This is a genomic window from Sphingobacterium sp. UBA7038 (genome assembly GCF_002494055.1).
Taxonomy (GTDB): Bacteria; Bacteroidota; Bacteroidia; order Sphingobacteriales; family Sphingobacteriaceae; genus Sphingobacterium; species Sphingobacterium multivorum.
This window is the reverse complement of sequence record NZ_DLAV01000028.1, coordinates 1-26,394: the sequence shown is the minus strand read 5'-3', so window position 1 is coordinate 26,394 and position 26,394 is coordinate 1. Positions and strand designations below refer to the sequence as shown.

At 40.0% G+C, this 26,394-nt stretch carries 21 protein-coding genes; 14 read left to right on the top strand and 7 right to left on the bottom strand.

All coding sequences use genetic code 11. The features are described 5' to 3' along the window. Nucleotides 1-44: 44 nt before the first annotated feature. From B3H30_RS18265 to B3H30_RS18250, 4 genes are all read right to left on the bottom strand, one after another. Complete coding sequence (locus B3H30_RS18265) at nt 45-3,389, bottom strand: SusC/RagA family TonB-linked outer membrane protein (RefSeq protein WP_286834758.1); 3,345 nt, start codon at nt 3,387-3,389, stop codon at nt 45-47. Between the two features lie 67 nt (nt 3,390-3,456). Next, nucleotides 3,457-4,404, bottom strand: a complete 948-nt coding sequence (locus B3H30_RS18260) for a FecR family protein (protein ID WP_182983327.1) — start codon at nt 4,402-4,404, stop codon at nt 3,457-3,459. A 96-nt stretch (nt 4,405-4,500) separates the two neighbouring features. Continuing rightward, a complete protein-coding gene (locus tag B3H30_RS18255; protein WP_112373850.1) occupies nt 4,501-5,028 on the bottom strand; it encodes an RNA polymerase sigma-70 factor in 528 nt (175 codons plus the stop codon). Between the two features lie 127 nt (nt 5,029-5,155). Further along, a complete protein-coding gene (locus B3H30_RS18250) occupies nt 5,156-6,619 on the bottom strand; it encodes a hypothetical protein (protein WP_182983326.1) in 1,464 nt (487 codons plus the stop codon). A 397-nt stretch (nt 6,620-7,016) separates the two neighbouring features. On the opposite strand from B3H30_RS18250, the gene B3H30_RS24925 reads away from it, so the two are divergent. After that, nucleotides 7,017-7,157, top strand: coding sequence for a hypothetical protein (locus B3H30_RS24925; protein WP_376746074.1), 141 nt, complete (start codon nt 7,017-7,019; stop codon nt 7,155-7,157). Nucleotides 7,158-7,186: 29 nt separating this feature from the next. Here B3H30_RS24925 and B3H30_RS18245 read toward each other — a convergent pair whose 3' ends face one another. Continuing rightward, on the bottom strand, nt 7,187-8,278 hold the full coding sequence (locus tag B3H30_RS18245) for a DKNYY domain-containing protein (RefSeq protein ID WP_286834757.1): 1,092 nt from the start codon (nt 8,276-8,278) through the stop codon (nt 7,187-7,189). A gap of 34 nt (nt 8,279-8,312) precedes the next feature. Then, a complete protein-coding gene (locus B3H30_RS18240) occupies nt 8,313-9,383 on the bottom strand; it encodes a S41 family peptidase (RefSeq protein WP_286834756.1) in 1,071 nt (356 codons plus the stop codon). Between the two features lie 575 nt (nt 9,384-9,958). Between B3H30_RS18240 and B3H30_RS18235 the strand changes: the two genes are divergently transcribed. From B3H30_RS18235 to B3H30_RS18205, 7 genes are all read left to right on the top strand, one after another. Further along, on the top strand, nt 9,959-11,701 hold the full coding sequence (locus B3H30_RS18235; protein WP_075991004.1) for a hypothetical protein: 1,743 nt from the start codon (nt 9,959-9,961) through the stop codon (nt 11,699-11,701). Next, entirely contained in the window at nt 11,698-15,195 is a 3,498-nt protein-coding gene (locus B3H30_RS18230) for a DEAD/DEAH box helicase (RefSeq protein WP_286834755.1), read from the top strand. Before B3H30_RS18235 ends, B3H30_RS18230 begins: the two co-directional genes overlap by 4 nt. An 18-nt stretch (nt 15,196-15,213) precedes the next feature. Then, nucleotides 15,214-15,489: a hypothetical protein gene (locus tag B3H30_RS18225; protein ID WP_201639759.1), complete on the top strand. Its 276-nt coding sequence runs from the start codon at nt 15,214-15,216 to the stop codon at nt 15,487-15,489. Continuing rightward, on the top strand, nt 15,473-16,126 hold the full coding sequence (locus B3H30_RS18220) for a hypothetical protein (protein ID WP_286775363.1): 654 nt from the start codon (nt 15,473-15,475) through the stop codon (nt 16,124-16,126). The genes B3H30_RS18225 and B3H30_RS18220 overlap by 17 nt, the downstream gene beginning before the upstream one ends. A 6-nt stretch (nt 16,127-16,132) precedes the next feature. Then, nucleotides 16,133-16,645, top strand: a complete 513-nt coding sequence (locus tag B3H30_RS18215) for a hypothetical protein (protein WP_286775362.1) — start codon at nt 16,133-16,135, stop codon at nt 16,643-16,645. Nucleotides 16,646-16,650: 5 nt separating this feature from the next. Further along, entirely contained in the window at nt 16,651-16,893 is a 243-nt protein-coding gene (locus B3H30_RS18210; RefSeq protein WP_286775361.1) for a hypothetical protein, read from the top strand. 114 nt (nt 16,894-17,007) lie between these two features. Further along, nucleotides 17,008-17,379: a hypothetical protein gene (locus B3H30_RS18205; RefSeq protein WP_201639756.1), complete on the top strand. Its 372-nt coding sequence runs from the start codon at nt 17,008-17,010 to the stop codon at nt 17,377-17,379. 495 nt (nt 17,380-17,874) lie between these two features. Here the strand turns inward: B3H30_RS18205 and B3H30_RS18200 are convergent, their stop codons facing one another. Then, nucleotides 17,875-18,225 (bottom strand): helix-turn-helix domain-containing protein, encoded by a 351-nt coding sequence (locus tag B3H30_RS18200; RefSeq protein WP_201639755.1) that lies wholly within the window; start codon nt 18,223-18,225, stop codon nt 17,875-17,877. Nucleotides 18,226-18,373: 148 nt separating this feature from the next. On the opposite strand from B3H30_RS18200, the gene B3H30_RS18195 reads away from it, so the two are divergent. From B3H30_RS18195 to B3H30_RS18170, 6 genes are all read left to right on the top strand, one after another. Further along, on the top strand, nt 18,374-18,955 hold the full coding sequence (locus tag B3H30_RS18195) for a SusD/RagB family nutrient-binding outer membrane lipoprotein (protein ID WP_286775360.1): 582 nt from the start codon (nt 18,374-18,376) through the stop codon (nt 18,953-18,955). A 30-nt stretch (nt 18,956-18,985) separates the two neighbouring features. Next, complete coding sequence (locus B3H30_RS18190) at nt 18,986-19,354, top strand: hypothetical protein (RefSeq protein ID WP_286834754.1); 369 nt, start codon at nt 18,986-18,988, stop codon at nt 19,352-19,354. Continuing rightward, nucleotides 19,255-19,923, top strand: a complete 669-nt coding sequence (locus B3H30_RS24920; RefSeq protein WP_376746075.1) for a BT_3987 domain-containing protein — start codon at nt 19,255-19,257, stop codon at nt 19,921-19,923. Before B3H30_RS18190 ends, B3H30_RS24920 begins: the two co-directional genes overlap by 100 nt. Nucleotides 19,924-20,128: 205 nt before the next feature. Further along, nucleotides 20,129-23,380: a SusC/RagA family TonB-linked outer membrane protein gene (locus B3H30_RS18180; protein ID WP_286834753.1), complete on the top strand. Its 3,252-nt coding sequence runs from the start codon at nt 20,129-20,131 to the stop codon at nt 23,378-23,380. Between the two features lie 135 nt (nt 23,381-23,515). Continuing rightward, nucleotides 23,516-25,036 carry a RagB/SusD family nutrient uptake outer membrane protein gene (locus B3H30_RS18175; RefSeq protein WP_286834752.1) on the top strand — a complete coding sequence of 507 codons (1,521 nt, stop codon included), beginning with the start codon at nt 23,516-23,518 and terminating at the stop codon, nt 25,034-25,036. Between the two features lie 11 nt (nt 25,037-25,047). Next, entirely contained in the window at nt 25,048-26,298 is a 1,251-nt protein-coding gene (locus B3H30_RS18170; protein ID WP_286777071.1) for a YdcF family protein, read from the top strand. The last annotated feature ends 96 nt before the right edge of the window (nt 26,299-26,394 follow it).

Genomic DNA, 26,394 nt, shown 5'->3' with positions numbered 1-26,394 from the left:
TTTTTTTTATGGCTGATGAGTATAAATCATCGGCTTTTTTTAGATTAAAAATTGACATTTAAACCAACAATAAAGCTTCGGGCTTGTGGGTAACGTCCCACGTCGAGACCATTGTTATCCATTCCAATTTCTGGGTCAAAACCTGTATATTTCGTAATGGTAAATAGGTTGTTGGCCGTTGCATAAACGCGTACGTTGCCCATCTTAAATTTGTTTGCAATTGATTTTGGTAAGGTATAGCCTAATGTAACGTTACGAATGCGGAGGTAGGAACCATTTTCGATGTAAAAATCGGACGCATTGAGATTGCCATTTGCATCTGAAGTGGAGATGATCGGCACTTTACCGTTTGGATTTTCTGGAGACCAGGCGTCCAAAATGCCCGTTAACTTATTGTAAGAAGGTCCACTCGCACTATACGTTGTTCTTTTGATAGCGTTGAAAAGCTTGTTGCCTTGAACGCCCTGAGCAAAAATATTGAAATCAAAATCCTTATAATTCGCATTAAAGCTCAATCCATAGGAGAAATCCGGGTATGCACTGCCCGCAAAATAACGATCTTCAGGTCCGATTGAACCATTGCCATCGATGTCTACAAATTTGAAATCGCCCGCTTTTGCATTCGGCTGAATTTTTTGTCCATTGGCGTTTTTGTAATTATCAGCTTCGGCCTGACTCTGGAAGATACCATCTGTTTTGAGCACATAGTAGCTGTAGAGCGGTTGACCGACGGTAATAGAGAGCGGAGCCAATTCATTTCTGAAATTAGTACCTACGGCAATGGTGTTCAAGCCCGGTGCTAATTCTTCAACCTTGTTATTTAATTTGGTTAAGGTTGCGTTGATGGAATAAGTAAAGTCGGAATTTTTTGAACTATTGTACGTTAATCCCAGCTCAATTCCTCTGTCTTTGACTAAACCCGCGTTGATCGTTTGACTATTTAAACCTGCTGTACCTGGCAGTGATCTGGTCAGGATCATTTTATTTGTTTCCTTAATAAAGTAATCGGCGACTAAGTTAAAATGGTTGAAAATTCCCAAATCTACACCTATATTGGTCTGCTTACTTTCTGCCCAAGTGAGGTTCTTGTTGGCCAAAATCGTTTGTACGTATCCTTTTTGTAAGGTCGGTGTTTGGCCGAAATAACTTTGTGTCGATGCTAGTAGCGGGTTGACAGCTGCAGCTGACAAACTACCGAGATTTCCTAAAATACCATAGCTACCGCGTAATTTTAATTGATCTAACCAGGTTGCTGATTTTAAAAACTCTTCTTTACTGATTACCCATCCTGCAGAAGCAGAAGCGTAGTTTTTAAATCTATTTTCTTTTGTCAACATGGATGAACCATCGCGTCTACCAATTAACGATAGTAAATACTTGTCGTTATAACTGTAGTTTGCTCTTAAGAATAGCGATGATATTGCTGTTGAAGCATAGCCACTTTCCGAAGGTTGAATGGTATTCGCATTTGTTAAATAACGGTATTGTTTGGACTCATCGTCAAAACCTGCTCCGGAAGTATATAGATAGGTGTTCTTTGTTTTTTGAAAGGTATAACCACCAGTTAGGTCAAGTTGATGCTTGTCGAAAGAAGTTTTGTAATTTAAAACTTGTTCTGCAAGGATATCATTTGCATCATCAGCTCGTTCAACTAGACTATTGCTCAGAACCGGTTTACCTATTTCAGGACGTCTTGGTGTAAAGCTTTTAAATCGAGCATTCGATTTAGTAATACTTAAATTAGATCTGAATGTTAAGCCTTTTGCCAATTGGATGCTAGCATAAGGATTGACAACAAGGACATTGACCGGATTGTTGATGTCGATGCGCATCAGTTCGGCAACGGGGTTAATGATATCACCGTAATCGCCAGGGAATGGACCCGGTAGACCAGCAAAACTTCCATCTGCATTGTAAGGGGTCCCATTGGTTGGATAATAAATGGCGGAAAGTAGGGCTCCTGTATAGTCACTGCTGGTATTGGCACCATTCCCATTGGTACTGCTATAGGATAAGTTTTCACCAACTTTCAACCAAGGGGTAAGTTGATGTTCTGAATTTATACGGAAATTATAGCGCTTGGTTTTGGTATTCAATACAATACCCTCGGCGTTGCGGTAATTAAAACTCAGGTAAAAGTTAGACTTTTCGCTACCACCATTAATTGCAGCATTGTAATCCTGTAGTGTCGCGTTTCTAAAAACTTCATCCATCCAGTTTGTTTTGGTGACTAAACCTTCTGGGTATTTGGTCGAATCAAAAGCAGGTAGGATAGTTGTTCCACCATTTTTAGCGGCTGTTGCAGCTACTTGTGCACGTTGTTCGGCATTTAAAGGCTGTAATTTTCGCCATGCACTTTGTTGACCTAACTTGGCATCAACGCTAATTTGCATCTGTCCTTTTTTTCCTTTTTTAGTGGTGATCAATACCACACCACCGGAAGCTCTCGCTCCATAGATCGCTGCCGATGCGTCTTTAAGGACCGAAATGGATTCGATATCGTTTGGATTGAGCTGTGGGGTGCCTAGGAAAATTGAACCGTCAATAACGTAGAGTACACTTTCGCCATTGATACCACCGGCGCCTCTGATATTGATACGTGGCGTTGCAGTTGGGTCACCACCTTCATTCGTAACAATAACACCTGGTGATTTACCGGCCAATACTTCGCCAACACTGTTGACAGATCTAGACGATAATTTGTCAAGTGATACCAAGCTGACAGCACCTGTTAATGTTTCTTTTTTCTGGGTTCCATATCCCACTACAACAACTTCTGATAAGGTCGAACGCTCTTCGCTTAGCGTTACATTAATAACTTCATTTTCGCCAACTGCGACTTCCTTGGAATGGAATCCGACCATCGAAAAGGAAAGTACGGCTTGCGGTCCTGCTTCGATACGGAATGCACCTTTTATATCTGTTGTGGTCCCAACCTGCGTACCCACTACTTTTACAGAAACACCCGCAATTGCAGCCCCTGTTGTATCTCTTACAAAACCGGTAACGATTCGGTCTGCCTTGATGTTTGCTTGCGTGTTCAGGATCACATAGTCCTCTTTTTCCACTGCATTGATTCCAAGCTTATTCAAGAGCGCGCGAACGGGTTCAGTTTTAAAGCTGCCGCTTAAGACTGTGTTCCGTTCTTGCAATAGATCGGGATTGTACACAAAATGAAGGCCCGAAAGACTCTCGATTTTGTGGAGAATCACATCGAGTTTTTCGCCCTTGCTTATTTTGATGTTTACGCTGCTTTTGTCCAAACGTTGGGCCATGCTTGGGGAGGCCATCAATGAACTGCAGAATACTGAAGTAATCGAAAATGCGATGCAGGGATACTTCATGATCCGGTAAAAAGAGAATTCTCTCTTGAATGCAGGTGTTTTCATTTTTTTGTAATAATTAGGTAATGAATTACGCATGGTGACTAAGATGTTTTAGGTAAATTTTTAGACATTATTTGTGGATTTTAAATACTTTATCCTTTTCAATCGTACTGTACTTAAGGTGATGTAGGCTGCAGATAATATCCAGTATTTCTGCTGGATTTTGTGTGCTATTGAATGTGGCTGTTGTTTTTAGAGACCTAAGCGATGTATCCTTTAAGATAATTTCAATGTTGTAGATATATTCCAGTTTTTTTGCGACCTCTTGGAGGTTTGTTCCATCAAACGCTATGGCGACAGCGGTATTTTTTTCTACTACGCTACGCGAAGATTGTGCGGTTTCTTTGCTGTAACGTAAACTCTGGTTTTTGGTTAATATACCCAAGATTTTATCTTGTTGCTGTACCGCAACCTTACCGGTAGCAACAGTGACTTCGACTTGGTCGGAAGCCTGATAGGCTTTTATCCGAAAGGAGGTACCCAATACTTTAACCGCTAGCTTGGATGCAAGCTGTACCTGAAATGGGTGTTGCTCGTCGTGGGCAATATCAAAGAAAGCTTCCCCTTCAGTAAGTGCTATTTCACGGATATTTCCCCTGAATTTACTTGGATAGCTGATTTTTGAAGATGGTTCCATGATAATTTCCGAACCATCTGCCAATACAATCTTTTTATGTTCACCTGCAAGGGTTGTCGTGACGACCTGCGAAGATGGTGCGATAGGTTGATTATTTACTTTCCAATAAAGAAGTCCTATAGAAGCAATCATTAAAATAGCGGCCGCTATTTTGAATACAGGTGAATACAGCAGGGAAGGTCGTTTATTTTCCTTTTCTGAAATACCGGACTGGATATTGGCCAATAATTGTTCGCGCAGTGCTGCCTTGCGTTCCTGCGGAATTTTTTTTGATGCGTTATCCAGTTGGGCGTACCAAACTTCGACTTGTTTAATCTCGGCGGCGCTGGCCTCTCCATTTAAATATTTTTGCAGTAGCTGCTTTGCTTTTTCTTCCATCATTTGAATACATGTCACTTCAAATGGGAATTGGTACTAGTCGAAAATATTAGGAGTATATTAATTTATTGTTAACACTCAAAAAAATGGAGGAACTGCCTAAGAGAGGCTTTTTTTGAGCAGTTTCATGGCCGAGGTAATTTGATTCTTGACAGTTTGTACGGAGACATTCAGCTCGCTCGCAATTTCCTTGATTGATTTTTCTTGCTTGCGGCTCATGGTGACGACCAGTCGCATACGTTCGGGAAGCTGCATCAACGCTTCTTCAACTTTTTGCTGCGCATCTTTTAGGATCAGCAGGTCGTCCGCTGAATCCGCATATTGTTGGTTCATTAAAGTCGCTAGTTCGGCTTTGTGTCCATCTTTAACTGTCGTATTCCGAAAATGGTTGATTACTTTGAATTTTACAGCCCCATGTAGATAGGCTGCAAGGCCACCAGATATGATGACCTGTTCACGGTTTTCCCACAGCGAAATGAAGATTTCCTGGGTAATGTCCTGAGCCACATTTTCGTCGCCTATTTTCTTAAAAGCTGCATCAAATATGGCTTCCCAATACAGATTAAAAATCTGTTCCATGGCAAAGTGGTCACCTTGCTTTAATGATGCTATCAATAATTCGCTCACAAGATCAGTTTTAATTGGACAAAGCTAATAACTCAGTATTCCTTTAAAGTTAATAAATCTTAAAGAGTATATTTTGTCTGTTATAAATTAATCTTGGTAATTTTTGCTGAGATTGAGCGGTATATTTTTATTCTTTATATTCCTTGCCCGTAGCAATGTCAATAAAATAGCCGTCGTCCCGATTGCACTCATTTTTATGTTGTACCCACCCGTTGGGATTGATGGTCATGTAGCTTTTGTTGCCGATTCGTTGTTTTGTCTTGTTGTTGTATAAAGTATAGCGACCATCTTTATGCTCCTGTAATGCGAAGATTTGTCGTTTACCATCTAAGGTTTCAATATGTTCGAAATCGGGGTTTATATCCCAAGTCTTTGCACTTGAATTCCATAGGCCTTTTGTAGGTTCCAGATCACCTCGTTTTACATCAATTAAATAAAGATCTTCTGATGAATCGATGTATTTTATTTTTCCGGTCTTCCAATTCTTTTCCATGGCATTCGAGGTGAATAACATGTGTTTGTCTGGCCAGACCAAATTACCCACCTGATCCAGGATATAGAAGTTCGGGGCTTTGATGGTGTCCAATAAGTTGCCATCTTTATCCATATATAACCAATCATAAGCCCAGATGGCATGATCGTAGTTAAATCTGCCTAGAATAAAATAGGGCGAATTAGTCACCGAATAAACTAAGGATATTTCTTTTAGAAAGGCAATCTGTGTCGCATTGGCTTGTCTAATTTGTTTTGGAAAAGCTTTGTCGTATTGTGGAAAGGCATATATGCTGCCTGTATTATTGTCCTTTAGTAGTTTGGGGATTGCTGGGCTGTAGCGCTCCTGATTGATAGAATCGAGTTGTATGGCCTCATTTTTCCAAAGAAGGTCTATTTTGTCTATGCTTGTCAAAGCGGATAAAACCGGTTTTTTGCTTCGGATATCAAGGATGGTAAAACTGTTTGCTGATGCTGGAATATAACGTCCGTTTTCCAAGGGCATTTCAATGTGTTCTTCTATTTTCTTAAGTTTTTGATCTTTTAGCAGATACAGGTTCCCATTGAGGATCAGATGCTTGTCGTTTAAGGGGTAAGTTGCAAGGTTATATTCGTTCTCATCGTAAGGAATATCTTTTTTCAGCAGAATCTGATTACTTTCCAATACCCGTATTTCAAGCTTGACATAAGTAGCTGTTTTCTTGATATAACTGCTTAGGATATTCCAGTCCCATTTCCAGAAGGACAATTTCTTTTCGTATTCCTGGCGTTTCATCAGAAGAGTCAGCTGCTTGATGTCTAAGAGCTGTAAATCTGTGTCGGAATAATGTTCGATAAATTCACCTTCGCTGTTAATGATCCCCGTTTGATCCTTTTCATTGGCTACCAGTGCATATCCTGTGGACGTGAAAGGCTGAGCCCAATGGAACTCTTGGGATAGCTTCTTCTGGAATGCGCTGTCGACATAGACAAACTGCTTGTTTTTGGTTTGATAGGGAATCCATTTAACCCGGTCATTTTTTGTGATTATGGCGGATTCCTGTGCACATGCTGTGATACATAGCATAGTTGTTATACTTAGCAATAATGATTTGATCATCCTTTTTTCTATAAATTGAACCTGGTTGTTTGTAAGTAGCCCGTGTATTGCTGCGGTTACCAGCTTGTTGATTACCGGTATTTAAACTATACGCTTACTAAACCATTGGGTTTGGAAGCTAAAGTAGGGGAAACAATCGTTAGAAAAATAGCCGATTTCAGTGATTATCTTGAAGATTCAAAAGGAAGGGAATTTTTCCCTTGCTGGATTTGTAAATTATCGTCAAGAGAGGCCAATAATGAATATGCTTTTTCCTTTGAGCCGATTAATTTGGTTAATCGGCTCAAATTTTACTTATATTTGAGCCGATTAGATTTTTAAATCGGCTCAATATGTATAACTGGCAATATAAAGAGTGGCCTAATTTGAGCATGGAATTGAAGGTTTTATTGGCGGGATGACTGCAAAAAAATATATTTCTATTACACGGACCTCAAAAGCTACTGCGACTAGGGATCTGCAAAGGTTGCAGGAACTGGGGATAGTTGAACAGTTGGGACATGGGAGATCTGTACGGTACGAACTCATACTTTCTTAACGCCGGGCGTAAAGTCCTCGGTGCTTCTATTACTTCTTTGTAACCGGAACCAAAATAACCTCCCCTTTATTGGTTTGATACCAGTATCTGTTGCCAAGGTCATCTTCGAAATCATGGTTCACCCGAGATTTATCAACCTTTTTGAAACTTTTTACATCTGGTCCGTTGAATATTTTATTGCCAATGAAAATATGTTTGGCATCCTTGGCGACGGCAAACTTGAGGACCTCAAAAGTCTTTGGATCTGCTTCTGAAAATATCTGTTGCTTATAATAGACATGATTTTTGTCGCGTGACCAAGTGGCGTTTCCGTTTGATCCTTCTAATAATTCAAAGCTGCCCGGATCGACCGCAGGGTATCCAAATTTCTTTCCCGAAATAACTATCAATTGGTCAATGATTACTGTTTTCTCATTAAGGAATTTGATTTTATTTGACGAAGGAATATTGATTTCCAACAGGCCGATATGTTGATGAGGTTCATAATAAAGTAACTTTTTACCATCCAGTAGGATATATGCTGCATTGAGCGCCTCAACGCGAGCAGTTTTGTAGTGCAGCGAAAGAATACCTTTGTCCGTAACAACATAAAGCTGATTTTTATCTTTTACAAAGTTGCTGTTGATAACGCTGAAAGTCGCATAGTCGACGTGAAGGGGTTGATACTTATAAAAGTAATGTGCTTTATCTTTAGCTAGTGCCGGCAGTTGATCATATAACGTCGTATAAGTTGCCGGATCGGCTCCATCAATAATGGTAAGCTGGTTTTGGTTGCAATCGGAAGTAGCCGACGCAAAACCTTCAAACTTGAATACGTGTTGTTGATCGACAGGAATCCTGTTTTTCAGTTGAAAGGTCTTTACATCCACCAGCTCTTGGGGACAACCCATAAAATAGACGCGATCCTTATCGCGGGCATAGACCTCTTTAATCACTGAAAAACTAGCTACATCGGCAACGGTCTTTCTAGACCCTCTTTCAAAACCATTGCCGCCCGGTATAAAATAAATTGCACCGCTCTTTTTGTAGTAAGCTTCAGACAAAGGACTCACTTGCTCTTTGCAGGAAAAGAGCAGACCTATCAAAGCACTTATTAGTCCCATTTTTAAGCTATTTTTCATACTCGCCAACGTTATATCTTATCGCAATTATTGATTATTCATTGATGTAACGCACCGCAAAATCGATCCAGTCTGAAATGGACTCATCCAAATAGATGTCGGGCTGTATACCTATATTATCAATTGGATATTGTGGTAGTCGAGTAGATCGGTACGTTGGCAAAAGGAGTTGGTAGTTGTCGCAACCAAATTTGAACTCACGTATTGAGCCATAGTCAAGGGCACCCATACTCGGGGTTCCCATGATTTTTACTTTTTTGCTCTGGCGGGAACTGAATAAAAAATTCTCCGCTGAAATGGCTACATTTCTATTGACTAGGATAATGACCTGTTGCGGACTCTTTTTATTAATGACAATCGTATCTATGATCACCTTCTTGTCACCATACAGTACAAATTTTCCGATATTCTCCCTGTATTCCCGAAGATCTTCGTCAATTCTTTTTACTTCATTGAGAGAATCCTGCTTAATATTCTTGATGGCATAATCGCGCAACCCATTGACTAAGGTATGTGTCGCAAAAAACTCAACACTCATAATCCGGATAGGGTTAGTTAAGATATAGGGCAATAGAGGCTGGTATACATCGTCCGTTCCACCACCATTGTTTCGTACATCTATAATAAGTCCTTTACTGCTTTCGATCTTTTCTTTGTTTTTTTCGATCAGCTCTTTGAAAGGGGCTATGTTTTCGTAGCCGAAGTTTGAGATCTTCATATAAAATATATCGGGATTGATCGATTTTGAACTTATTTCCTCTTCTGGTTCTGCTTTTGGGGTTTCGGTACTTGTTTGTGGAGCATTTTTCTTTTTGGAAAGATCAGCTAAGACAATGTGTTCATCGTGGAAGAAGTCAAGATATTCCTGCAAAAGTTGCATACAGGTCTCATTTGAAACCAGCAAGCTTTTCTTCGTCAATATATTTTTTTTAGCTTGATACAGGTCCTTATTCTGCTTGGTTTTTTCTGGAAAACCAGGGTACTCGCTCTCTATTTTTACAATTAATTGCTTAAGTGCCTGTGAGCAGTTGCAGGTAGTTTGACCATATATTGGTCGAACAAAGAAAACAAGACAAAAGATGAGGAATAATTTGGTATTGGTCATGGATATGGTTGTTAAAATTAATGCAATTTAAGAAATAGCGTATTTTCTGATGCTTAAAAATTGAATAGCCTAAAAATAATAGAAATATATAATTGATTCGTGAGTTGTTTACAATTCGTAGCATATATTTATAATTTGTAAAAGCCGGAAATAAATGGTCGTGTGTCTATGTACAGGCCCGTATCCTTTATTTAAAACTTTAATGATAAATAATATTTTGATTTGGTTTTGTTTATTTATATATTTGTATATATAAACTATATTGATGTATTCTATTTTGTTTTTCTTTTAATGGGAAAACAAAGTGTTTTCTCTGTCTATATTGCCAGCGACGGGGAAACACTTTTTCGCTAAATGAATGATTTGAATACATGTTGATTTAAATGCTGGTATTTCCTGAAAAGCCAAGGGGCGAACGTCTATATGTAGTAATGTGTTAACCCCTCTTTAGTCTCCTTGGTTGTAATACTGTTTTTTTTACAATAAAGTATTGATTATTTGCAATAATGATCTGTAACAGTCTGATCTGTTGGAGTAATTTATTGTGCCAAATTTTTAATCTTAAATCATTTAGTATGGAAATTAATAGCCAATTAATTATCGATCGGCTTTCTCAGCGTATGGATCTCGATCGTGCCTATCTTTTTAAATATCAGTTTCTCGGTCAGGAGCATTATCATTTGCTTCTCGCACTCAAGCATGTGAGCGGGCTTTCACCGAAGGTATTAAAGCCTATCGTGGAGTTATGTTTAATGGATCAGAAGAATATTTCCTTTGAGCTGGTGCCAATTGCTGAAATGCTCAGTAAAGTCAAAGTGGGCAGCCTGTATTATTCCTATGCCTCCCTACCTGAAAATACCGTTCATCAGGCTGGTAACAAAAAGAACCCACCCCTTCAAGCGAAAGAGCTAAAAAGTGTTCTAGAAATAGCTGATGAATATTACCAGAAGCTCTTGCCTATTTCAGCGGGATTCCTACAGGGGGCTGAAACATTTGGTCAGCAGGGGAACTATCAAAGGGCTGTATTTATGTTACATCAAAGTATGGAAAACCATTTGCGTTTTTTACAGCTAATGATTGACGGAAAAGCCAATAATGTACATCATGTTAGCAACAGAATTAAAAGCCTCAATGAACATTTTTCCATGTTAAGGGAGTCCCTTGTCGGAAAGGATGAGGAAGAAAAGAAACGTTTTAGATTATTGGACAGTGCCTTTGATGCGGTGAAACAAAATAAGGACCTCGAAATTTCCGCCTTTGATGCCTCCTGGCTTTATGAGCATTGCAAGTTTGTTCTTCATACGATTGAACAGCTGTACTTGAGTTTTATGGAAGGCCTTAAAACCGGCTATGAAAAATTGTTGGCAATAGTGGAACAAAAAGTCGCAAATAAAAACGTCGAAGTTGCAGTAGGTAATCTGGCGGCGAAGGAGACTACATTATCGAATGCCGCGGCCTCGCAGTTTCATGCATTTCCTTGGCCGGATCGGTATGAGGCAGATATACTTCATGTGCTGGCTCAGATTCGTCAGGAGAATAATCCCGAACAAATGATGCTGCTCAATTATTACGTCAGCGATGCGCATGGAAAAGGACTTTTTCATTTTCCTGCAGTGGAAAATGAAAAGGCAGAAATCTACCTTGTCGTAATAAAAAAGAAAATAGGTCACTGTCACTTTCGAAAAATCGTTTATGGTCGAGTTACTGCAGTTGTAGCTTTTATGAGCACAGATTTCCTGGCAACAAAACTGGATCTGGGCAGCCGTTTCTCCCATACTATCTGGAATGAATCTGTTGTTGTTTACCGTCGTCCGAGTTATAAACCAACATATCCCGTTTCTCCGATCAATTGGCATGATACATTGTTTAAGACATCCATTTCATGGACACGCAATTCAAAACTCATGCAGGATCTGCTAGGTGTATTTGCTTTTGAAGGACTTGCTAGTTCACAATTGGCTGTATTATTTTTAAATCAATTGACTTCAATTGGACTATACAGTTATCTCTACCTACGAATTGGGTATGCCCCGATGAATGTGACTATAGCCGATCTGGTGGACTGGACCTGTATCTGTGATAAAAAGGTGAAGGAATTTTTTACAGCCAGAGGGGATGTGGAAGAAATATTGAATGCAGAGTTATTAAAACAGATGAAAGGGCGGATCTATGAGCTTCCTTCACAATTAGCTCAGCTTGATATGGATTACTTTAGGTCAAAAGCAAAAGAAATTACAGATTTCTTTGTCGATCTCTGTGATCAGAGCATACGGTATATGGAGCTGAAATCGGAGGCTAAATTAAACGAAGTGATATGATAGGAATTGGCTTTAACTGCATTACGACGGATGCTAAGATCCATTCAGTCGAAAAAATACTTCCAAAAAGAAATTCTAGTGAACCTCTTGTAATTCCTTGGGAAGATGGATTTATAGGGAGAATGACTCCGCGCTACCTGAGCAAATATTATGCTGATGATGAGATTCCATTTATGGAACGAGAGAATATTGTTATTCAGGTCCGACCGTATCCACCGAAATATGAACTTAAGTTAAAAAAGTTCTCGGGTACTACGGTTAAAGTCGAGCTGACTACGGAACACCTCAGCATTAATTGTTCTTGTAGCGACGATGTAGCAGGGCTTTGCGTACACGAAGCAACCCTGTTATCGAATAAATTACTGGATAGTTGCCCAAATTATTTAAAGGGCCTATATCGGGCTGAAATCAACAATTTGCCACCATGGAAGAAAAAGATCGTGCCATTTAAGGTCTGTGAGAACTATTCTTATGCGGAGTTAACTGTAGAAATGAATAATGAATATGGACGATTTTATCGTTTAGCTACTAATGATTATGAGAATGGACTTCGTCTGCCTGCACGTAACTTGGAAGGATATCTCGATTTAAAGCGAAACGATGAAGTATGTTTTTTTGTTACAATAAATTTTTCCGCTTTTGGTCTGCCTGTTTTTTTTCCTTTTCATTATAAATTTAAACGCTCTCGTTCCTTTTCGCACTCTTATCTATTGGACGAAAGTAACTTGAAGATGTCTTTAAATTCTTATGATCAGTATCTGGAATTGTTCAGTCGTCGATTTGCCGCCCTCCTTTATGAAGATAAAATACTTCGGGAAGAGAAGAAGGATCTAATCAGTGAAGATATCAACTACTTCGAGCGGAAACAATGGGAAATTATACAGATATGGCGTGATTTACTGGAGGATCCTCCGTTTCCAATTAAATTACGTTTTGCCCAAACATTTAAACGCTATCGATTTGCACATCAGATTAATTTGAAAAATTCGAGCGTGCTGGGTGCCGCTACATTAACTAAAGCACGGGGGAATTTGCAGCTCAAAGTCGAAATTGATGATCAGGATCAATATCTGAAAATGCGAATTTGTCTCTATTACAGAAACCAGCTAATAGATTGTCCTGAGTTTTTGGGGGATGAAAATTGTTTCTTTCTGAAAATATCTAACGAGGAAATTTTATTTATTGATAATCTGACCCAGGCTGGAGTATTGCAAAAGTTTAGACAATGGAAATATAGATTGACTGTCTTTAAAGAGAATTATCATGCCTTCTTAAACGATTATCTGATACCCCTATCAAAAATAGCGGAACTTGTCATCTTAAATAGGGTAGGGGAAAATATGACAATTCCTCAAGTCTTTAAGCCGTTTAAAAAAATAGCTACTATTTCTGTAATTGACCAATTCCTTTGTATAGCGGCTTTTGCCGAATATGAGAAAGAGGGTAGGTTTTTGTTAAACTCCAGTAGCAATTTGATTTTAGGGGAGAGACAGAATCAATTGGCATATTTTGAAAGGGATAAGCTCGAAGAACAGGTTTTTCAGGAATTTGTTAAAACACAACATCCGATTCTTAAGGAGACAGCATTAGAAAATAACTGGTTGATTCCTTTGAAAGAAATTGAAAATACCACTTGGCTATTTGATTTCATGGAAAGCTGCTCTCTCAATGAAATTTCGTTAGAAATTGACCATCTTCAGCAAGGTAGCGCATACTATCCTTTCCCTCTAAATTGTACTGTACGTAATATCCGTTTGGAAAATAACCTATGTTCAATTCTACTGGGGCCGAAATTTGGAAGACACACAATTTCAATGGATGAATTTGAGGATTTGATTATGGGAACAGATAAAGTTTTTATTCTTACTGAAGGGGCTTTTGGCATTATACGCCGCGCTGACCGAGAAATCTTCAGGCCATTGTTTTTAGGAGGAAGAAGAGAAGAAGATTGTTTTGTCTTAAATACAATTCAACTTGTGTCTATGCAGAAGGTTTTGGATAAAATAGATAAAAAAATTATTCAGGACAGTATTCGGGAACGTCGTGAAAAACTCGCAGCTTTGGATGAAATCCCTCTTTTGGAAATCCCTAGAAGCTTAAAAGCGCAATTACGACCTTATCAGCAGGTAGGTTTTAGCTGGCTAACTTTTTTGAATGAATTTCAGTGGGGCGGCCTTTTGGCTGATGATATGGGTTTAGGGAAAACATTGCAGATTATAACAGTGCTGGAATACTTTTATCAACAGCATTCTACAGGAAAATCTGCTTTAGTGGTTGTCCCGAACTCTCTTTTGTTCAATTGGGAAAATGAATATAAAAAGTTCGCCCCCTATCGAAAAATAGAAATCTATCATGGGAAACACCGGGAAGCATTTATTTTTGAAGAGGAAGGCACTGTAGTTCTTACGACATATGGAACGATGTTGACTGATGCGGCGTATTTAACCAGTTTAGACTTTAGCTATCTGATTATGGACGAATCCCAAGCCGTCAAGAACCGTAATTCGAAGCGTTTTGAGGTGCTGTCAATGGTTAAGGCCGATTACCGTGTAGCGATGACAGGAACGCCAGTTGAAAACGGTATACAAGATATTTATGCGCAAATGTCTTTAGTTAATCCTGGTTTCTTTGGAGATTATCGAAATTTTAATAAGGCATATAAGGGTGTCAAAGAGGTAGATATGGTTCAAGAGACGACTTCTAGCCTCCAAAAGATGATCCAACCTTTTATTCTTCGGCGTACAAAAAAACAGGTTGCTTTGGACCTTCCTGAAAAGACCGAAACAATTCTCTATATGGATATGCTTCCAGAGCAAAGGAAAATATACGATAAGGTCAGAAAAATATTCAAGGGAGAGATTGAAAATAATCTGAATAGCGCTGATTCCACGAAATCCAAATTTTTAGCGATCGAGGCGCTGCAAAAACTACGGCAGCTTTGCAACTCCCCCATTCTGATGAAAGATGGCGGCTTCGGTCATGAATCTATTAAATTGGATTTTATTGATGAGATCATGGATGAAGTAGCTCCAAATCATAAGATTCTTCTCTTTTCGGCGTATACTTCCATGCTTAAGCTGGTGGCTCAACGAATCGAAAATAAGGGAATAGCTTATGTCTACCTTGATGGTAAGATGAATCAAGATCAGCGGCAAAATGCGGTCGAAAGATTTCAGAACGAGGACGAATGCCGTGTGTTTCTCATTAGCCTTAAAGCGGGAGGAACCGGCTTAAATCTAACGGCTGCCGACTATGTCTATATTTTGGATCCCTGGTGGAATCCTGCTGCCGAAGCACAGGCGATAGATCGTTGTTATCGAATAGGGCAAGAAAAGCATGTGATGGCTTATAAGATTGTTTGTCGGGATTCCGTTGAGGAGCACATCTTAGCCCTTCAAGAAAGTAAAAAACGAATATCCGAAGGACTGATTTTAGATGAGGCTAATCTAATGAAATCGATCAGTAAAGATGAGCTGCTTAAATTATTTGAATAACCAATGGCAAAATAAATTATGAAAACAGAATCTATTATAAAAACTTCCTATTCGGGAATGATGTATTCGTACGATTTTCAGCTTTGGTACACCTATCTTAAGCGGCGTATCCAACAAGAATGGAGGCAAGTGGAAGTTTTGTTTTTACTTGCTCGGCTTCGGATTTATCCAAGACATTTGAAAAATGTACTGTATGGACTCATTCAGCAAAATAAATTGATCATCATAAATGTAGAAGGAAGATATTCTTTTTATCCGGTTGATAGAAAGGAGGGGCATGCAAAATTTAATTGATGATACCGGAAAAGAGAGATTTCACGCAGAATTTTCCATGTACTATGCGGGTATTATCTATCTCTTGCTATTAAATCGGATCAGCTTCGGTTTTACCCGTGAAGAAATGGCTTTCTTGATGGGACAAGAGCAAACCTATGTTAAGGAAATGGAAGAACTTAAAATCCCGGCCGGAAATCTTGAAGTTATGGTCCATCTTAATTGGGTGTTCAACTGCAGGAAAGTGGATATCAGTAAATTTGATAATAAAACCAGCTATCGGTTTGAGTTCACGATTTGGGAGGAAAAAGGGATCCGCTACTACCGAATGGAATATTTTATCAATGCCGTAGAAACCATCACCTTTTTTCAAGTAATGGAAGAGATCAACGCCGAAGATAAAGCACAAGCTGAACAGGATGTATGCGAGCGGATGGCTGTGGAGGTGCTTTTGGATAAGCTCCTCGAGATGAATTATTTTAAAAAGTATAGAACACCGCTTGAACTTTGGCGCTATGTTGAGAAATATCTTGAAGAAAATATTCGCGTGAAAAGCTTGATGCAGGAGCTTGGGGTGTTCGCAGGAAAGAAAGGGAGTGCGCCGCTGCGGAAAACTAAAGCCAAAAGTTTTGGCTTCCGCTATATTGAACATAAATAAAAAAATATGGAAGATCTTACTGGAGTACCTTTAGAGGTACCACGAAATTTTCGCTTAATATGCGAGCTTTTTGGCATCGCTGTGCCAGCTTTTATTCAATTGTTTTTGGATCATTATTCTTTTATAGATCAAAATTTTAAAGATAATTCAAGCTATAATATTGCGACGAGAGCCGTACGTTTTATCAACGATAAAATTCCTAAAGGCGATAATCCTTTAACAATTGAATTCAGAAAGAATGAAAGGGACAAAGGGGTGAAATTATTGCAACGTCAGGTAAAATTGGCAATCAATAGAAATTATAGCACTGGCGAACGCAGAAATAAAGGCCGAATTATTACTGCCCAGATCTATGACCTTTTTGCTACAAAAGTGCGGCTTAAAGACCGCATCTATTTAGACGAAAACACATCTTTCAAATTGAGTAAGGATTTTCTGCTGACTTGCATGATGAATGCTGTTCATCCATCGCACTATATCAACACCATGATGCAACAGGTATCTACAGTGACTTTTTAGCAGCAATGCACCTGGATAAACCTACCTATAATCCAGTTTTGGGACTTATTCATCGTGTCCATGATGGTTATGGAGATCTTATTGATTGGGAATATCGTCATACGCCTTTTTTTAAACGATTTATCATGGATTTACAGGAACTCAATAAACGCTATTTTTTTTATCGCGATCTCGATAAAAGAATAGCACTTTATGAAGCCTGGCTCGATCGTATTTTGGAAACCAAAGATGAAGAGTTTTTGCTATAAGCGAATTTTGGAAAGTTAGGGAAGTTACTTGTCTTTTTATAAAGTTGGACTTGTCTTACAACGGCTAGATAGAATTTCGATGAAGCAATTGATGACTTTTTAAATTAATTAAAAATGAAAACATTAGAAAATATTAAATTAACGACAGCATTTAAACAATTTTGCGACCTGTTCAATTTTAGCCCCGAAGAAGTTGTACAGGAATTTATTGATAAAATTGACATTGCTGAGTATATGTGTGATCCAATACACCCCGACCGTTGGGCTAACGTATTTGCGATGGAATATTTGATCCAATATACACAGTCTGAAAATAGTATTGTGGAATATGGAGAATTTGCAGAAGAGTGGGTTAAAATAATCGAGGCGAATGAGGGTGACCTTATTGGAAAAACAAGAACGCTATTGGATGCTTGGCACAAAAAAGTTTTGGAGGATCGCATTCATAGTATTATGAAAGGAGATGAAGGGAAGGATACAGCATAACGCTATGTTAAGTTTGATCAATCTGGTAAAATACGACGATCGAAATGTGTAGACCTAGCTAGTCATTAGCAAGGTAACTATAGTGATTATAACATGCAATCAAAATGAATCGCTATATTTAAACATGCACGAAAAACCCGAACAAAGAAAACATCAATAGTTCCAGCATTAGTCAAAGTTTTTGTTGGTGCTATTGGTGTTTTTGCGATTTTGACAGTTTGTTTCTATCATAATGACCTGGACGTCGACGGCAATTTAACTGTAGGATTTCCCTGGATATTCTTTCGGAAAGGAAGTGGCTATAGCCTGGATCTTAATGAGCAGGTCGGATACCACGAATTTGAACCTCTAAAATTGATCGGCAATATTCTTTTTTCTGCAACACTGGCTCTGATGATCTTCTGGATATATCGCGTCATCATAAGAAAGCGCTAAACATTTTATAAATTTCACAAAGAACGCCAAGAATACATTCGCTAATTTCGGGCTCCTTGACTATAATAAATTATTCTCTTTAATGAGATTTCTGTAAAACTGTAAACTCTCCTCTAAATAAGAAATATAACTTTCTTTGTCGCGTAAAAGCTGCTTTTCCTTTGCTAAGGGCAATTTTTCTTGCTTTAACTGAGCTGTCGAAGAATTGATCAAACTATTTATATCCGTTTGTAATATATCCGCAATTTGCCGTAAACGCTCAATGTCTATCTTCGTTGTTCCGATCTCAAGATTCTGATAAGCTTTTAATGATATATATAACTGTTCAGCCATTGCCCGTTGTGAAATCTTGAGATATTTCCTACGCTCTTTAACGGCTTTGATAATTTCTTGTGATGTAACATTGCTCATGGTTAATAGAATGCAAATTAATGTGAATATATGACGGCCGTAAAATAACCGATGAGAAACGTGGCAAACTTACGTTCCGAAATTTTCCCAATACATCCATCGGTCAGCTTGGCGACGAAGTCAATAACCCCAATTCTGATGACTATGTGTGGTTGTTGGAACAGGAAGTGCAGATGCCCTAGGTGTATTGAAAGGACGTACCGCAGGTTTACCGATATTTCTTGCTTCGGAAACGTATTTCTTACTAGCCGAGGCGGCCTTATATGGGCACGAGCTTAGTAGCTCGGCATCAAGCAACTTCGAAAAAGGTATTTTAGCTTCATTTATTTATCTGGAAAAGAATGCGACCAACGCATTGGCAACAGGACAGGTGCCTGCAACTGATGCCGCGAATTATAAAGCCGATAATAGCACAAATTATCTAGTCAATTATGCGTTAGCGACCTCGACCGCACAACGATTAGAAGCAATCATCACGCAGAAATATATTGCCTTGAATTTTTTTCATGGTCATGAGGCCTGGAACGAATTTCGCCGCACAGGATATCCAAAAATTGTCAATGGTTCGCAAGTTGCCACGGAAACATTTGCATCGGTCCAATCGGGTTCGCCCCGCGCGGATAAACTTCCAATACGAAATCTTTATCCACAGACTGAAATAAATTTAAATGTGAACGTTCCCAAATTGACGAATGGATTTTCGGATCCAATCTTTTGGGATATCAATTGATCAACATCATCAACTAAAGCTTGAAAATCAATGAAAATAAATAAAAAATCAGTATTAGGCCTGACAGCGGTCACCTTGAGTATGGCGCTCTGGGGCTGTGTAAAAGAAAAAGGTGTCTTTGAAGATGGTGGAAGCTCAGGCATTGTGCAGCTTGTACTTCCTGCACGGACAAGCAGTACGGCAATTGCCCGTGCTGTAACAACTGTTTTTGAAGCCCTTGACGTGGTGACCCTTCCTCTGAAAGTTCATTTGACAGGTGCACAGGGTGCCCCAGAAGACCTGAAGCTAACCTTTACAACCTGGCCTGGCAATCTAAATACGAAGCATTACCTACGCGTTTATATGCCGTCGACACCTATGATGTTACTATACCCAAAGGGGCAAAAGAAGCTGTTTTAAATGTTAAAATTTATCCTCCACGTTTTACAGCTACTGATTTTACCAAGTCCTATGCGCTTGGCATCCAGATACAGACCGCGACAGGTGGAAAGATCAGCGGAAATTATGCCGAAGGGATCTATGCTGTATCGATAAAGAATAAATACGATGGTGTTTATGAGATCACAGGAACCTACCAGGACTATGTCAATGCTGCCTTTAAAGGAATTTATCCACAGACCGCAAATCTGGTTACGCTCACAGGTAATACCACTGAAATTAATTATACAACCTTCAATAACGGTAGTTCTCCGCATTCCTATTATTTTAACGCGGGGGGATCAAATTCTTATTTCGGCAATTGGAGCCCGATATTCACGTTCGACAATGCAACAAATAAGGTCACAGCAGTGACAAACTATTATGGACAGGGTTCCAATAGTAGTGGACGGTATGGCGAGATCGACAATACGGCAAATAACTATTATGACCCAGCAACGAAAACCATACATGTGACGTATTATCTTGTCCAGCCTTCGGGACGTCGGGGAAAATTTACAGAGATCTATACGTTCAAGAAAACGCGTTAGTCCGTACGATTACCAAAGCACTTTTTCAATATATTTATAGCAATTTTGCGCGGCGGCTGAGTACACAGCCGCCTTTTTAGTATTACCTTTTTGTTAAGTCTCATCAGTTTGCTAACCCGGTTTAGTTAAAAACTGTTAATGTTTTGTTGACCCTGCCTTCATATAGCATTTGTAATCTTGTACCCATAAATCAAATGCGCTACTTATGAAATTTAAAGCCAACAATGTCTTTTGGTTGTTATGTACCATTGCAGCGAGCTCAACCGCTGTTCAAGCCAAACCGTTCACACTAACCACCTCGCAATTTACGTATGCACAGGGGATCGTCAAAGGCCGTGTCCTAGACGCCCAAGGAAACGCAATCGCAGGAGCAACCGTTCAAAATTTGAAAAGTAAAAAATCTGTTCAGTCTGACGAAAGAGGAAATTTCCAGATCGAAGCTGAAATGGGCGATAACCTGAGTATTTCCTTTATTGGATATAGCAGACTCGTGCAAGCTGTCAGCCAATCCAATGGGCAGATCTTTTCTCTAAAGACCGATGAAAACACACTGGAAGAAGTGACCATCTCTATCGGTTATCAGCGGATCAGAAAGTCGGATGTCACTGGCGCAATCGCTAGCGTTAAGGCGGAAGAGCTCAATCTGAGCGCACCAAAATTATCCCAGGCATTGGTTGGTAAAGTAGCAGGTGTACAGGTGATGCAGACAAGTGGCGCTCCATACGATGGGACCAAAATGCGCGTCCGCGGAATGGGATCGATCAATGCTGGTTCGGATCCATTGTACGTTATTGATGGATATCCAGCAGGAAACAATTTAAATATCAACCCCAATGATATTGAGTCTATCGATGTGTTAAAGGATGCCGCTTCTGCAGCGATCTATGGATCTCGTGGTGCTGGCGGTGTTGTCTTGATTACAACCAAGCGGGGTAAGGAAGGTAAAAGTAATGTGGACTACGAAGTATTGGGTGGCTTTGGTCAGCTCTCCAAGAAAATCGATGTTTTAAATTCGGAACAATTTATTGATCTCCTGATTGATGGTCGTAACAATTCGTATAAAGACCTTTTGGCGACGAAAGGGATTGCTTGGAGCGATAGTAGACGCTTTGATGATAATAAAACACGTATCGCCAATGTCGGAAATGCCGGCTCGGTGAGTATTCCTGAAGACTACTATGACTTTGCGTCTGGTACAGCGAAAAAAGCGAAATATGATACGGATTGGCAGGATGCCCTATACCGCAATGCACCTTTCCAACGTCATAATCTATCTACCTATGGCGGTAACGAAAAAAATCGCTATTTCCTCAGTGGATCTTATCAGAATCAACAAGGGATCATGCTTGGGACGGATCAAAAAGTCTTTAATTTTCGTGCCAATATCGATAGCAAAGTAAGCAAGAGGTTGACCGTTGGCGCAAATGTTTCATTTACATATAACGACAATAACGAGGTAACGACAGGCCGTTACGACAGAAGTCCGTCAATGGCGGCATTAATCTATCTGCCGACTCTCCCAGTTTATAACGAAGATGGAACCTATGCCAAATATCTGATGGCCGATCTTTCGGCGAACAATTACGGTATCCAGAATCCTGAAAACCCACTGGCTTATGTTACAGAGATTAAAAACAACCGTCGTGGAAAGAGAGGGCTATACAATGCCTTTGCTGATTTTTCCATTATTGATGGCCTAAATCTTAAAATAAACGGTGGATTGTCTACTTACGACGAGAAGTATGATTATTTCCGTCCAACAAGTATATCCGATGGAAACAATAAACCGTTTTCACCGCAGGCAATTTCTGCTGCCTATGCAGATGCCAAGACAAAAAATGAATTGGACAAATTGGTCGAAACAACGTTAAACTATAACAAGACTTTTGGTGGTAAACATCAGGTATCCGCTTTATTGGGCTATTCGGCTCAACGAACAGATTACGATTATCAAGGTGTGAGAGCCAACGGTTTTAATAATAATGCGATTGGGGAAATTACGGATAAAGGAGCCGACCCTTCCAATTTCCAATTACTAAAAGACGATACGTTCAAACGTACTACAACGCTCCAGTCATACTTTAGTCGTGTAAACTATAGCTTTGATTCCAAATATTTCCTTTCAGCGTCCATCCGTACCGATGGTTCATCCCGTTTCGGCCCGAATAGCAAATGGGGAACTTTCCCGTCGGTGTCAGGAGGGTGGACGCTCTCCAAAGAGGAGTTTTATACGGATTGGTTAGGGCAACAATCGACTGTCAAACTGAGAGCGAGCTGGGGACGTAGTGGAAATAATAATATTGGTGATTACAATGCGATATCCGTGATCAACTCACCAGCAGGTGTTATTCTTGGGGATAAAGTAGAAACCTCTTATACGGCAGGCAATCTACTTGATCCAAAATTGAGCTGGGAAACAACCTCGCAATACAACGCCGGTCTGGATCTCGGTTTGTTGAAAGGCCGCCTCAACATTATGACCAATTTCTACCTGAGCCGTTCCTTCAATTTATTATTCAACCAGCCACTCTCCGCTGTATCTGGATCAACAACAATCTTGACCAATTTGCCAAATTCGAAGGTGCAGAATAAAGGTTTTGATGTACAGATTGATGCAACATTGATTCGCAAAAATGAATTTGAATTAGGATTGAGCGGGAATATCAATGTCAATAGAAATAAAGTGCTCGATCTTGGTGGGGCTTCTACCATCTTGACGAATGGTGCTGAACGTTCATACTTAACGCATATTACACAAGAAGGAAGTCCAATTGGTATGTTCTACGGCTTTAAAGTTCTGGGCGTTGCAACAGAGGAAAACTATAAAACTGTCGCTCCTTCAGCGGCTTCAACAACTCCACTACAACCTGGAGATCTTTATTTTGAAGATGTGGACGGCAACGGTGTTGTCAATGATGCCGATAAACGTGTGATCGGCAATCCACATCCTAATTTCACCTATGGCTTTGCCATCAACGCACGCTATAAGGCATTCGATCTACGCGCATCATTTAACGGTTCGCAGGGTAATAAAGTGCTGGATGGCTATGATTATTACCTCTATAATATGGAAGGTTCCGGCAATCAATATGCAGATGTTGCACAACGCTATCGTTCAGCTCAAAATCCAGGAAATGGTAAAGTATACCGTGCATCGCGTGGCGGTACGCAAAGTAACAGTACGCGTCTTTCTGATTTTTATCTGCAGGATGGTTCATTCCTGCGGATGACAAATATTGCTTTGGGCTACAATCTTCCCAAAAGCCTAGCAGAAAAGTTAACACTTTCTGGCGTGAGGGTCTATGCTACAGTGGACAATCCATTTACGATTTCCAAATACAAAGGCTACAATCCGGAACCGGATTATAACCAACGCGGCAACTTAACTCCAGGTGTGGATTATGGACTTTATCCACTGGTGCGGTCGTATAACCTTGGTGTAAAAGTAACGTTCTAATAGCAGGATCAAGGAGCTATTGTGCGTGGAAATTTCAAGAAAACCTCCGTGTTAATAGCTTCAGCATTGTAAAACTAGTCCTACGAACTGCTCTTTGCGGTTATGTAGGCTGATGAAAAATAAAAAAATAACAGGATGAAAAAAAGATATATATTACCCTTTGTTTTGTTGGCATTGTCTTCATGTACCAAAGATTTTTTAAATCAGAAAAATCCAAATGCTGTCACGATCGATGATTACTTCAAGTCGGAAAATGATGTGCTTTTGGCTGTCAATGGCCTCTATCAATCACTTCGTTCGGGAAGCACGATCGGGGAATCGAGTACATTGTATAACGAAGAACGTTCGGATAATTCGGGACGTAATGATAACCAATCCAATGCTGGGGAGCCTTTTCAATTCAATGACTTTTCGTTGCTGCCAAGTAATACCTATTTAAAGACACATTGGTCGGCTATGTACGCGGCAATCAGTCGCTGTAATGTAGTTCTTTCACATGTCGACGATGTGACTTTTACAAGTGCAGAATTAAAAGGACGTTATATTGCGGAAGCGAAATTCGTTCGTGCATTATTATATTTCCATATGGTACGTAAATTCGGAGACATTCCACTATCTACCGTACAGGTGACCAGTAAAGAGCAAGCAAATGAATTGGCTTTTCGTCAGAAAGAGTCGATTGTGTACGAACAGATCATTAAGGATTTAACGGAGGCATTGTCCAGCAATCTTCCCAATACACAAAAAGATTACGTTATCGGCAGAGCATCTAAATCGGCCATCAATGCAATTTTGGGGCAAGTATACTTAACGTTAGGTGCAACGCAGACATCAGGTAATGCGGAGAATTTTGCGAAAGCAGAACAGTACCTCAATGCGGCCTACCAAATGCGAACTTTTGGTAAACTGAACGAAATCCCCTATGCGGATGTTTTCGATGTGACCAAGAAAAATAGCTGTAAAGAACTCGTTTTTCAGATTCAGTATAAACAGGGAGACCAAAACTATAGCTCAAGTATTGCCCGTAATTACCAGGCGCGAGGAGAAACCATCAATTCACGCTATAACTCGACCGGTGCGGGTGAAGTGGCAAAACTAGATTTGGTTAAAGATTACGAGCAAAGCGATATCCGAAAAGATTTCTCTGTGAAGTTTGCAACAAATACCCAGGTTAACGATTGGTTTGTAACCAAATTTAGGGATAACAGTGACGCTGCCGGTACCAATGGTTGGGGCGGAAACGACTGGATCTTGATCCGTTACGCGGATGTGATGCTGTTGTTGGCCGAGGCCAAGTATCATCTGGGTAAGGATGCGGAAGCTATCGCGCTGTTAGATCAAGTACGTGAACGTGCCAGATTGCCTTCCTATGCTGCTTCCATGTTGAATACGGCTTACCGCAGTAAATATCCAACTTTAAAGGAGGCTATATTGCATGAACGCCGTGTGGAACTGGCATTTGAAAACCAACGTTGGTTTGATCTCATCCGTAATTACAATGCACAGGAACTGGTGACTTATTTCAAAACGAAAAGCCAGGCTGATTATGGAAATGCTAAAATCTCCAATATTTCGACAAAAGATCGATACTATCCAATTCCTTTTGATGAATATAAGCTGGATCCGACACGTATGTATCAAAATCCAGGTTATTAATCTGTTATCGAATGGATATGATAAAGAATATCAGAAAAATCTTGTTACTTGTCTTGGGAATATGCTGCCTGCATATTTCCAAAGGTCAGGTAAACAATATGCCTATTGGTCCACAGGATTGGCTGATCAAGAAGAATTATTATGCATCCTATTTGCTTTTAAAAGATTCTGCCCTTATACAGGAGCTCGTCAGCTCCAAGCCGATAGCACAGGTATTGGAAAAACGGTTCGAACGTTTTAACAACAGCGCTAGCTGCGCCGATCTCATGTGCTATTTGAATGCTTTCAAATGGCAGGATAACGAAATCGACCTGTTGACAGAGCAGCTGGCGGAGCAAATTGGTCATAACAAGAAGTTGGACCAGCTTGTTCAGGCGAGTCTTATTCCATCAATGACCTATGGTGTGCTGCATCATGAAACAGCAAAGGTCTATTTTACGAAAGCCTTGAAACAGGATTTAAAGGCAATGAATTATGTCGTGGACGTCTATGCGGGTGGTAAAAGTCCCAATTACCCCAAAATAGATTCGATCTCTTTCGATGTAAAACGTGCGGCCTACCTTCATCTTTTGGACGATGTAGGCCAAGACATCCGCAAAGATATTCCGACGCCTAAAACGGCATTTTTTATGACCATGATGACTGCGGTACGCTTGTTGGAAATTAATGAGCGATGGGACGCGGCACAACTAGAGCCACTGATTGAACTCGAAAACAAGAAAGCTTACGAAGCAGTCAAAAATACCGACTTCGCAAGCTATCCCTATAGTCTATTGCTGACCTTAGGAGCGGGGCCCGAGCTGTATGGACAGCCTATTAGCCCGGGAGGCATGTTGCGCGCGCGTATGGCAGCTCGAAGTTACTTTGAAAAATTGGCCCCTTTTATTGTATTGTCTGGTGGTAAAGTACATCCTTATAAGACGCATTTCATTGAGGCAATAGAAATGAAAAAGTATCTTATCGAGGTCATGGGAGTACCTGAAGCGGCGATATTGATTGATCCACATGCCAGACATACAACCACAAATTTGCGCAATACGGCGCGTATCTTGTTAAATTACGGTTTTCCGAAAGATAAGTATGCTATTGTTAACAGTAGTAAAATGCATATCGATGCGGTTGAAAAAATGGGCGATCGTTGCATGCGTGAATTGGGGTATATTCCCTATACATTGGGTAAACGAATTTCAGATGTGATCATCGAGTTTAAGGCAAAAGAAGAAGCCTATACGATCGATCCAGATGAACCCTTGGATCCTTAGCCGACTAACTGGGGCCAGCTGCTGGTCTATTGACTGAGCAGATCGACTTTGTCTATTGCCTAATGGCAGTGCTTGAAAAAGAAGCTGTCTCAAATT

Excerpts from the sequence above, each read along its gene's own strand:
- B3H30_RS18215 (WP_286775362.1), top strand. The coding sequence starts at position 16,133 with ATGGAAGATCTTACTGGAGTACCTTTAGAGGTACCACGAAATTTTCGC.
- B3H30_RS18235 (WP_075991004.1), top strand. The coding sequence starts at position 9,959 with ATGGAAATTAATAGCCAATTAATTATCGATCGGCTTTCTCAGCGTATG.
- B3H30_RS24925 (WP_376746074.1), top strand. The coding sequence starts at position 7,017 with ATGACTGCAAAAAAATATATTTCTATTACACGGACCTCAAAAGCTACT.
- B3H30_RS18260 (WP_182983327.1), bottom strand. The coding sequence starts at position 4,404 with ATGATGGAAGAAAAAGCAAAGCAGCTACTGCAAAAATATTTAAATGGA.
- B3H30_RS18245 (WP_286834757.1), bottom strand. The coding sequence starts at position 8,278 with ATGAAAAATAGCTTAAAAATGGGACTAATAAGTGCTTTGATAGGTCTG.
- B3H30_RS18240 (WP_286834756.1), bottom strand. The coding sequence starts at position 9,383 with ATGACCAATACCAAATTATTCCTCATCTTTTGTCTTGTTTTCTTTGTT.
- B3H30_RS18210 (WP_286775361.1), top strand. The coding sequence starts at position 16,651 with ATGCACCTGGATAAACCTACCTATAATCCAGTTTTGGGACTTATTCAT.
- B3H30_RS18230 (WP_286834755.1), top strand. The coding sequence starts at position 11,698 with ATGATAGGAATTGGCTTTAACTGCATTACGACGGATGCTAAGATCCAT.
- B3H30_RS18250 (WP_182983326.1), bottom strand. The coding sequence starts at position 6,619 with ATGATCAAATCATTATTGCTAAGTATAACAACTATGCTATGTATCACA.
- B3H30_RS18175 (WP_286834752.1), top strand. The coding sequence starts at position 23,516 with ATGAAAAAAAGATATATATTACCCTTTGTTTTGTTGGCATTGTCTTCA.
- B3H30_RS18220 (WP_286775363.1), top strand. The coding sequence starts at position 15,473 with ATGCAAAATTTAATTGATGATACCGGAAAAGAGAGATTTCACGCAGAA.
- B3H30_RS18190 (WP_286834754.1), top strand. The coding sequence starts at position 18,986 with ATGAAAATAAATAAAAAATCAGTATTAGGCCTGACAGCGGTCACCTTG.
- B3H30_RS18225 (WP_201639759.1), top strand. The coding sequence starts at position 15,214 with ATGAAAACAGAATCTATTATAAAAACTTCCTATTCGGGAATGATGTAT.
- B3H30_RS18205 (WP_201639756.1), top strand. The coding sequence starts at position 17,008 with ATGAAAACATTAGAAAATATTAAATTAACGACAGCATTTAAACAATTT.
- B3H30_RS18200 (WP_201639755.1), bottom strand. The coding sequence starts at position 18,225 with ATGAGCAATGTTACATCACAAGAAATTATCAAAGCCGTTAAAGAGCGT.
- B3H30_RS18170 (WP_286777071.1), top strand. The coding sequence starts at position 25,048 with ATGGATATGATAAAGAATATCAGAAAAATCTTGTTACTTGTCTTGGGA.
- B3H30_RS18265 (WP_286834758.1), bottom strand. The coding sequence starts at position 3,389 with ATGAAAACACCTGCATTCAAGAGAGAATTCTCTTTTTACCGGATCATG.
- B3H30_RS18180 (WP_286834753.1), top strand. The coding sequence starts at position 20,129 with ATGAAATTTAAAGCCAACAATGTCTTTTGGTTGTTATGTACCATTGCA.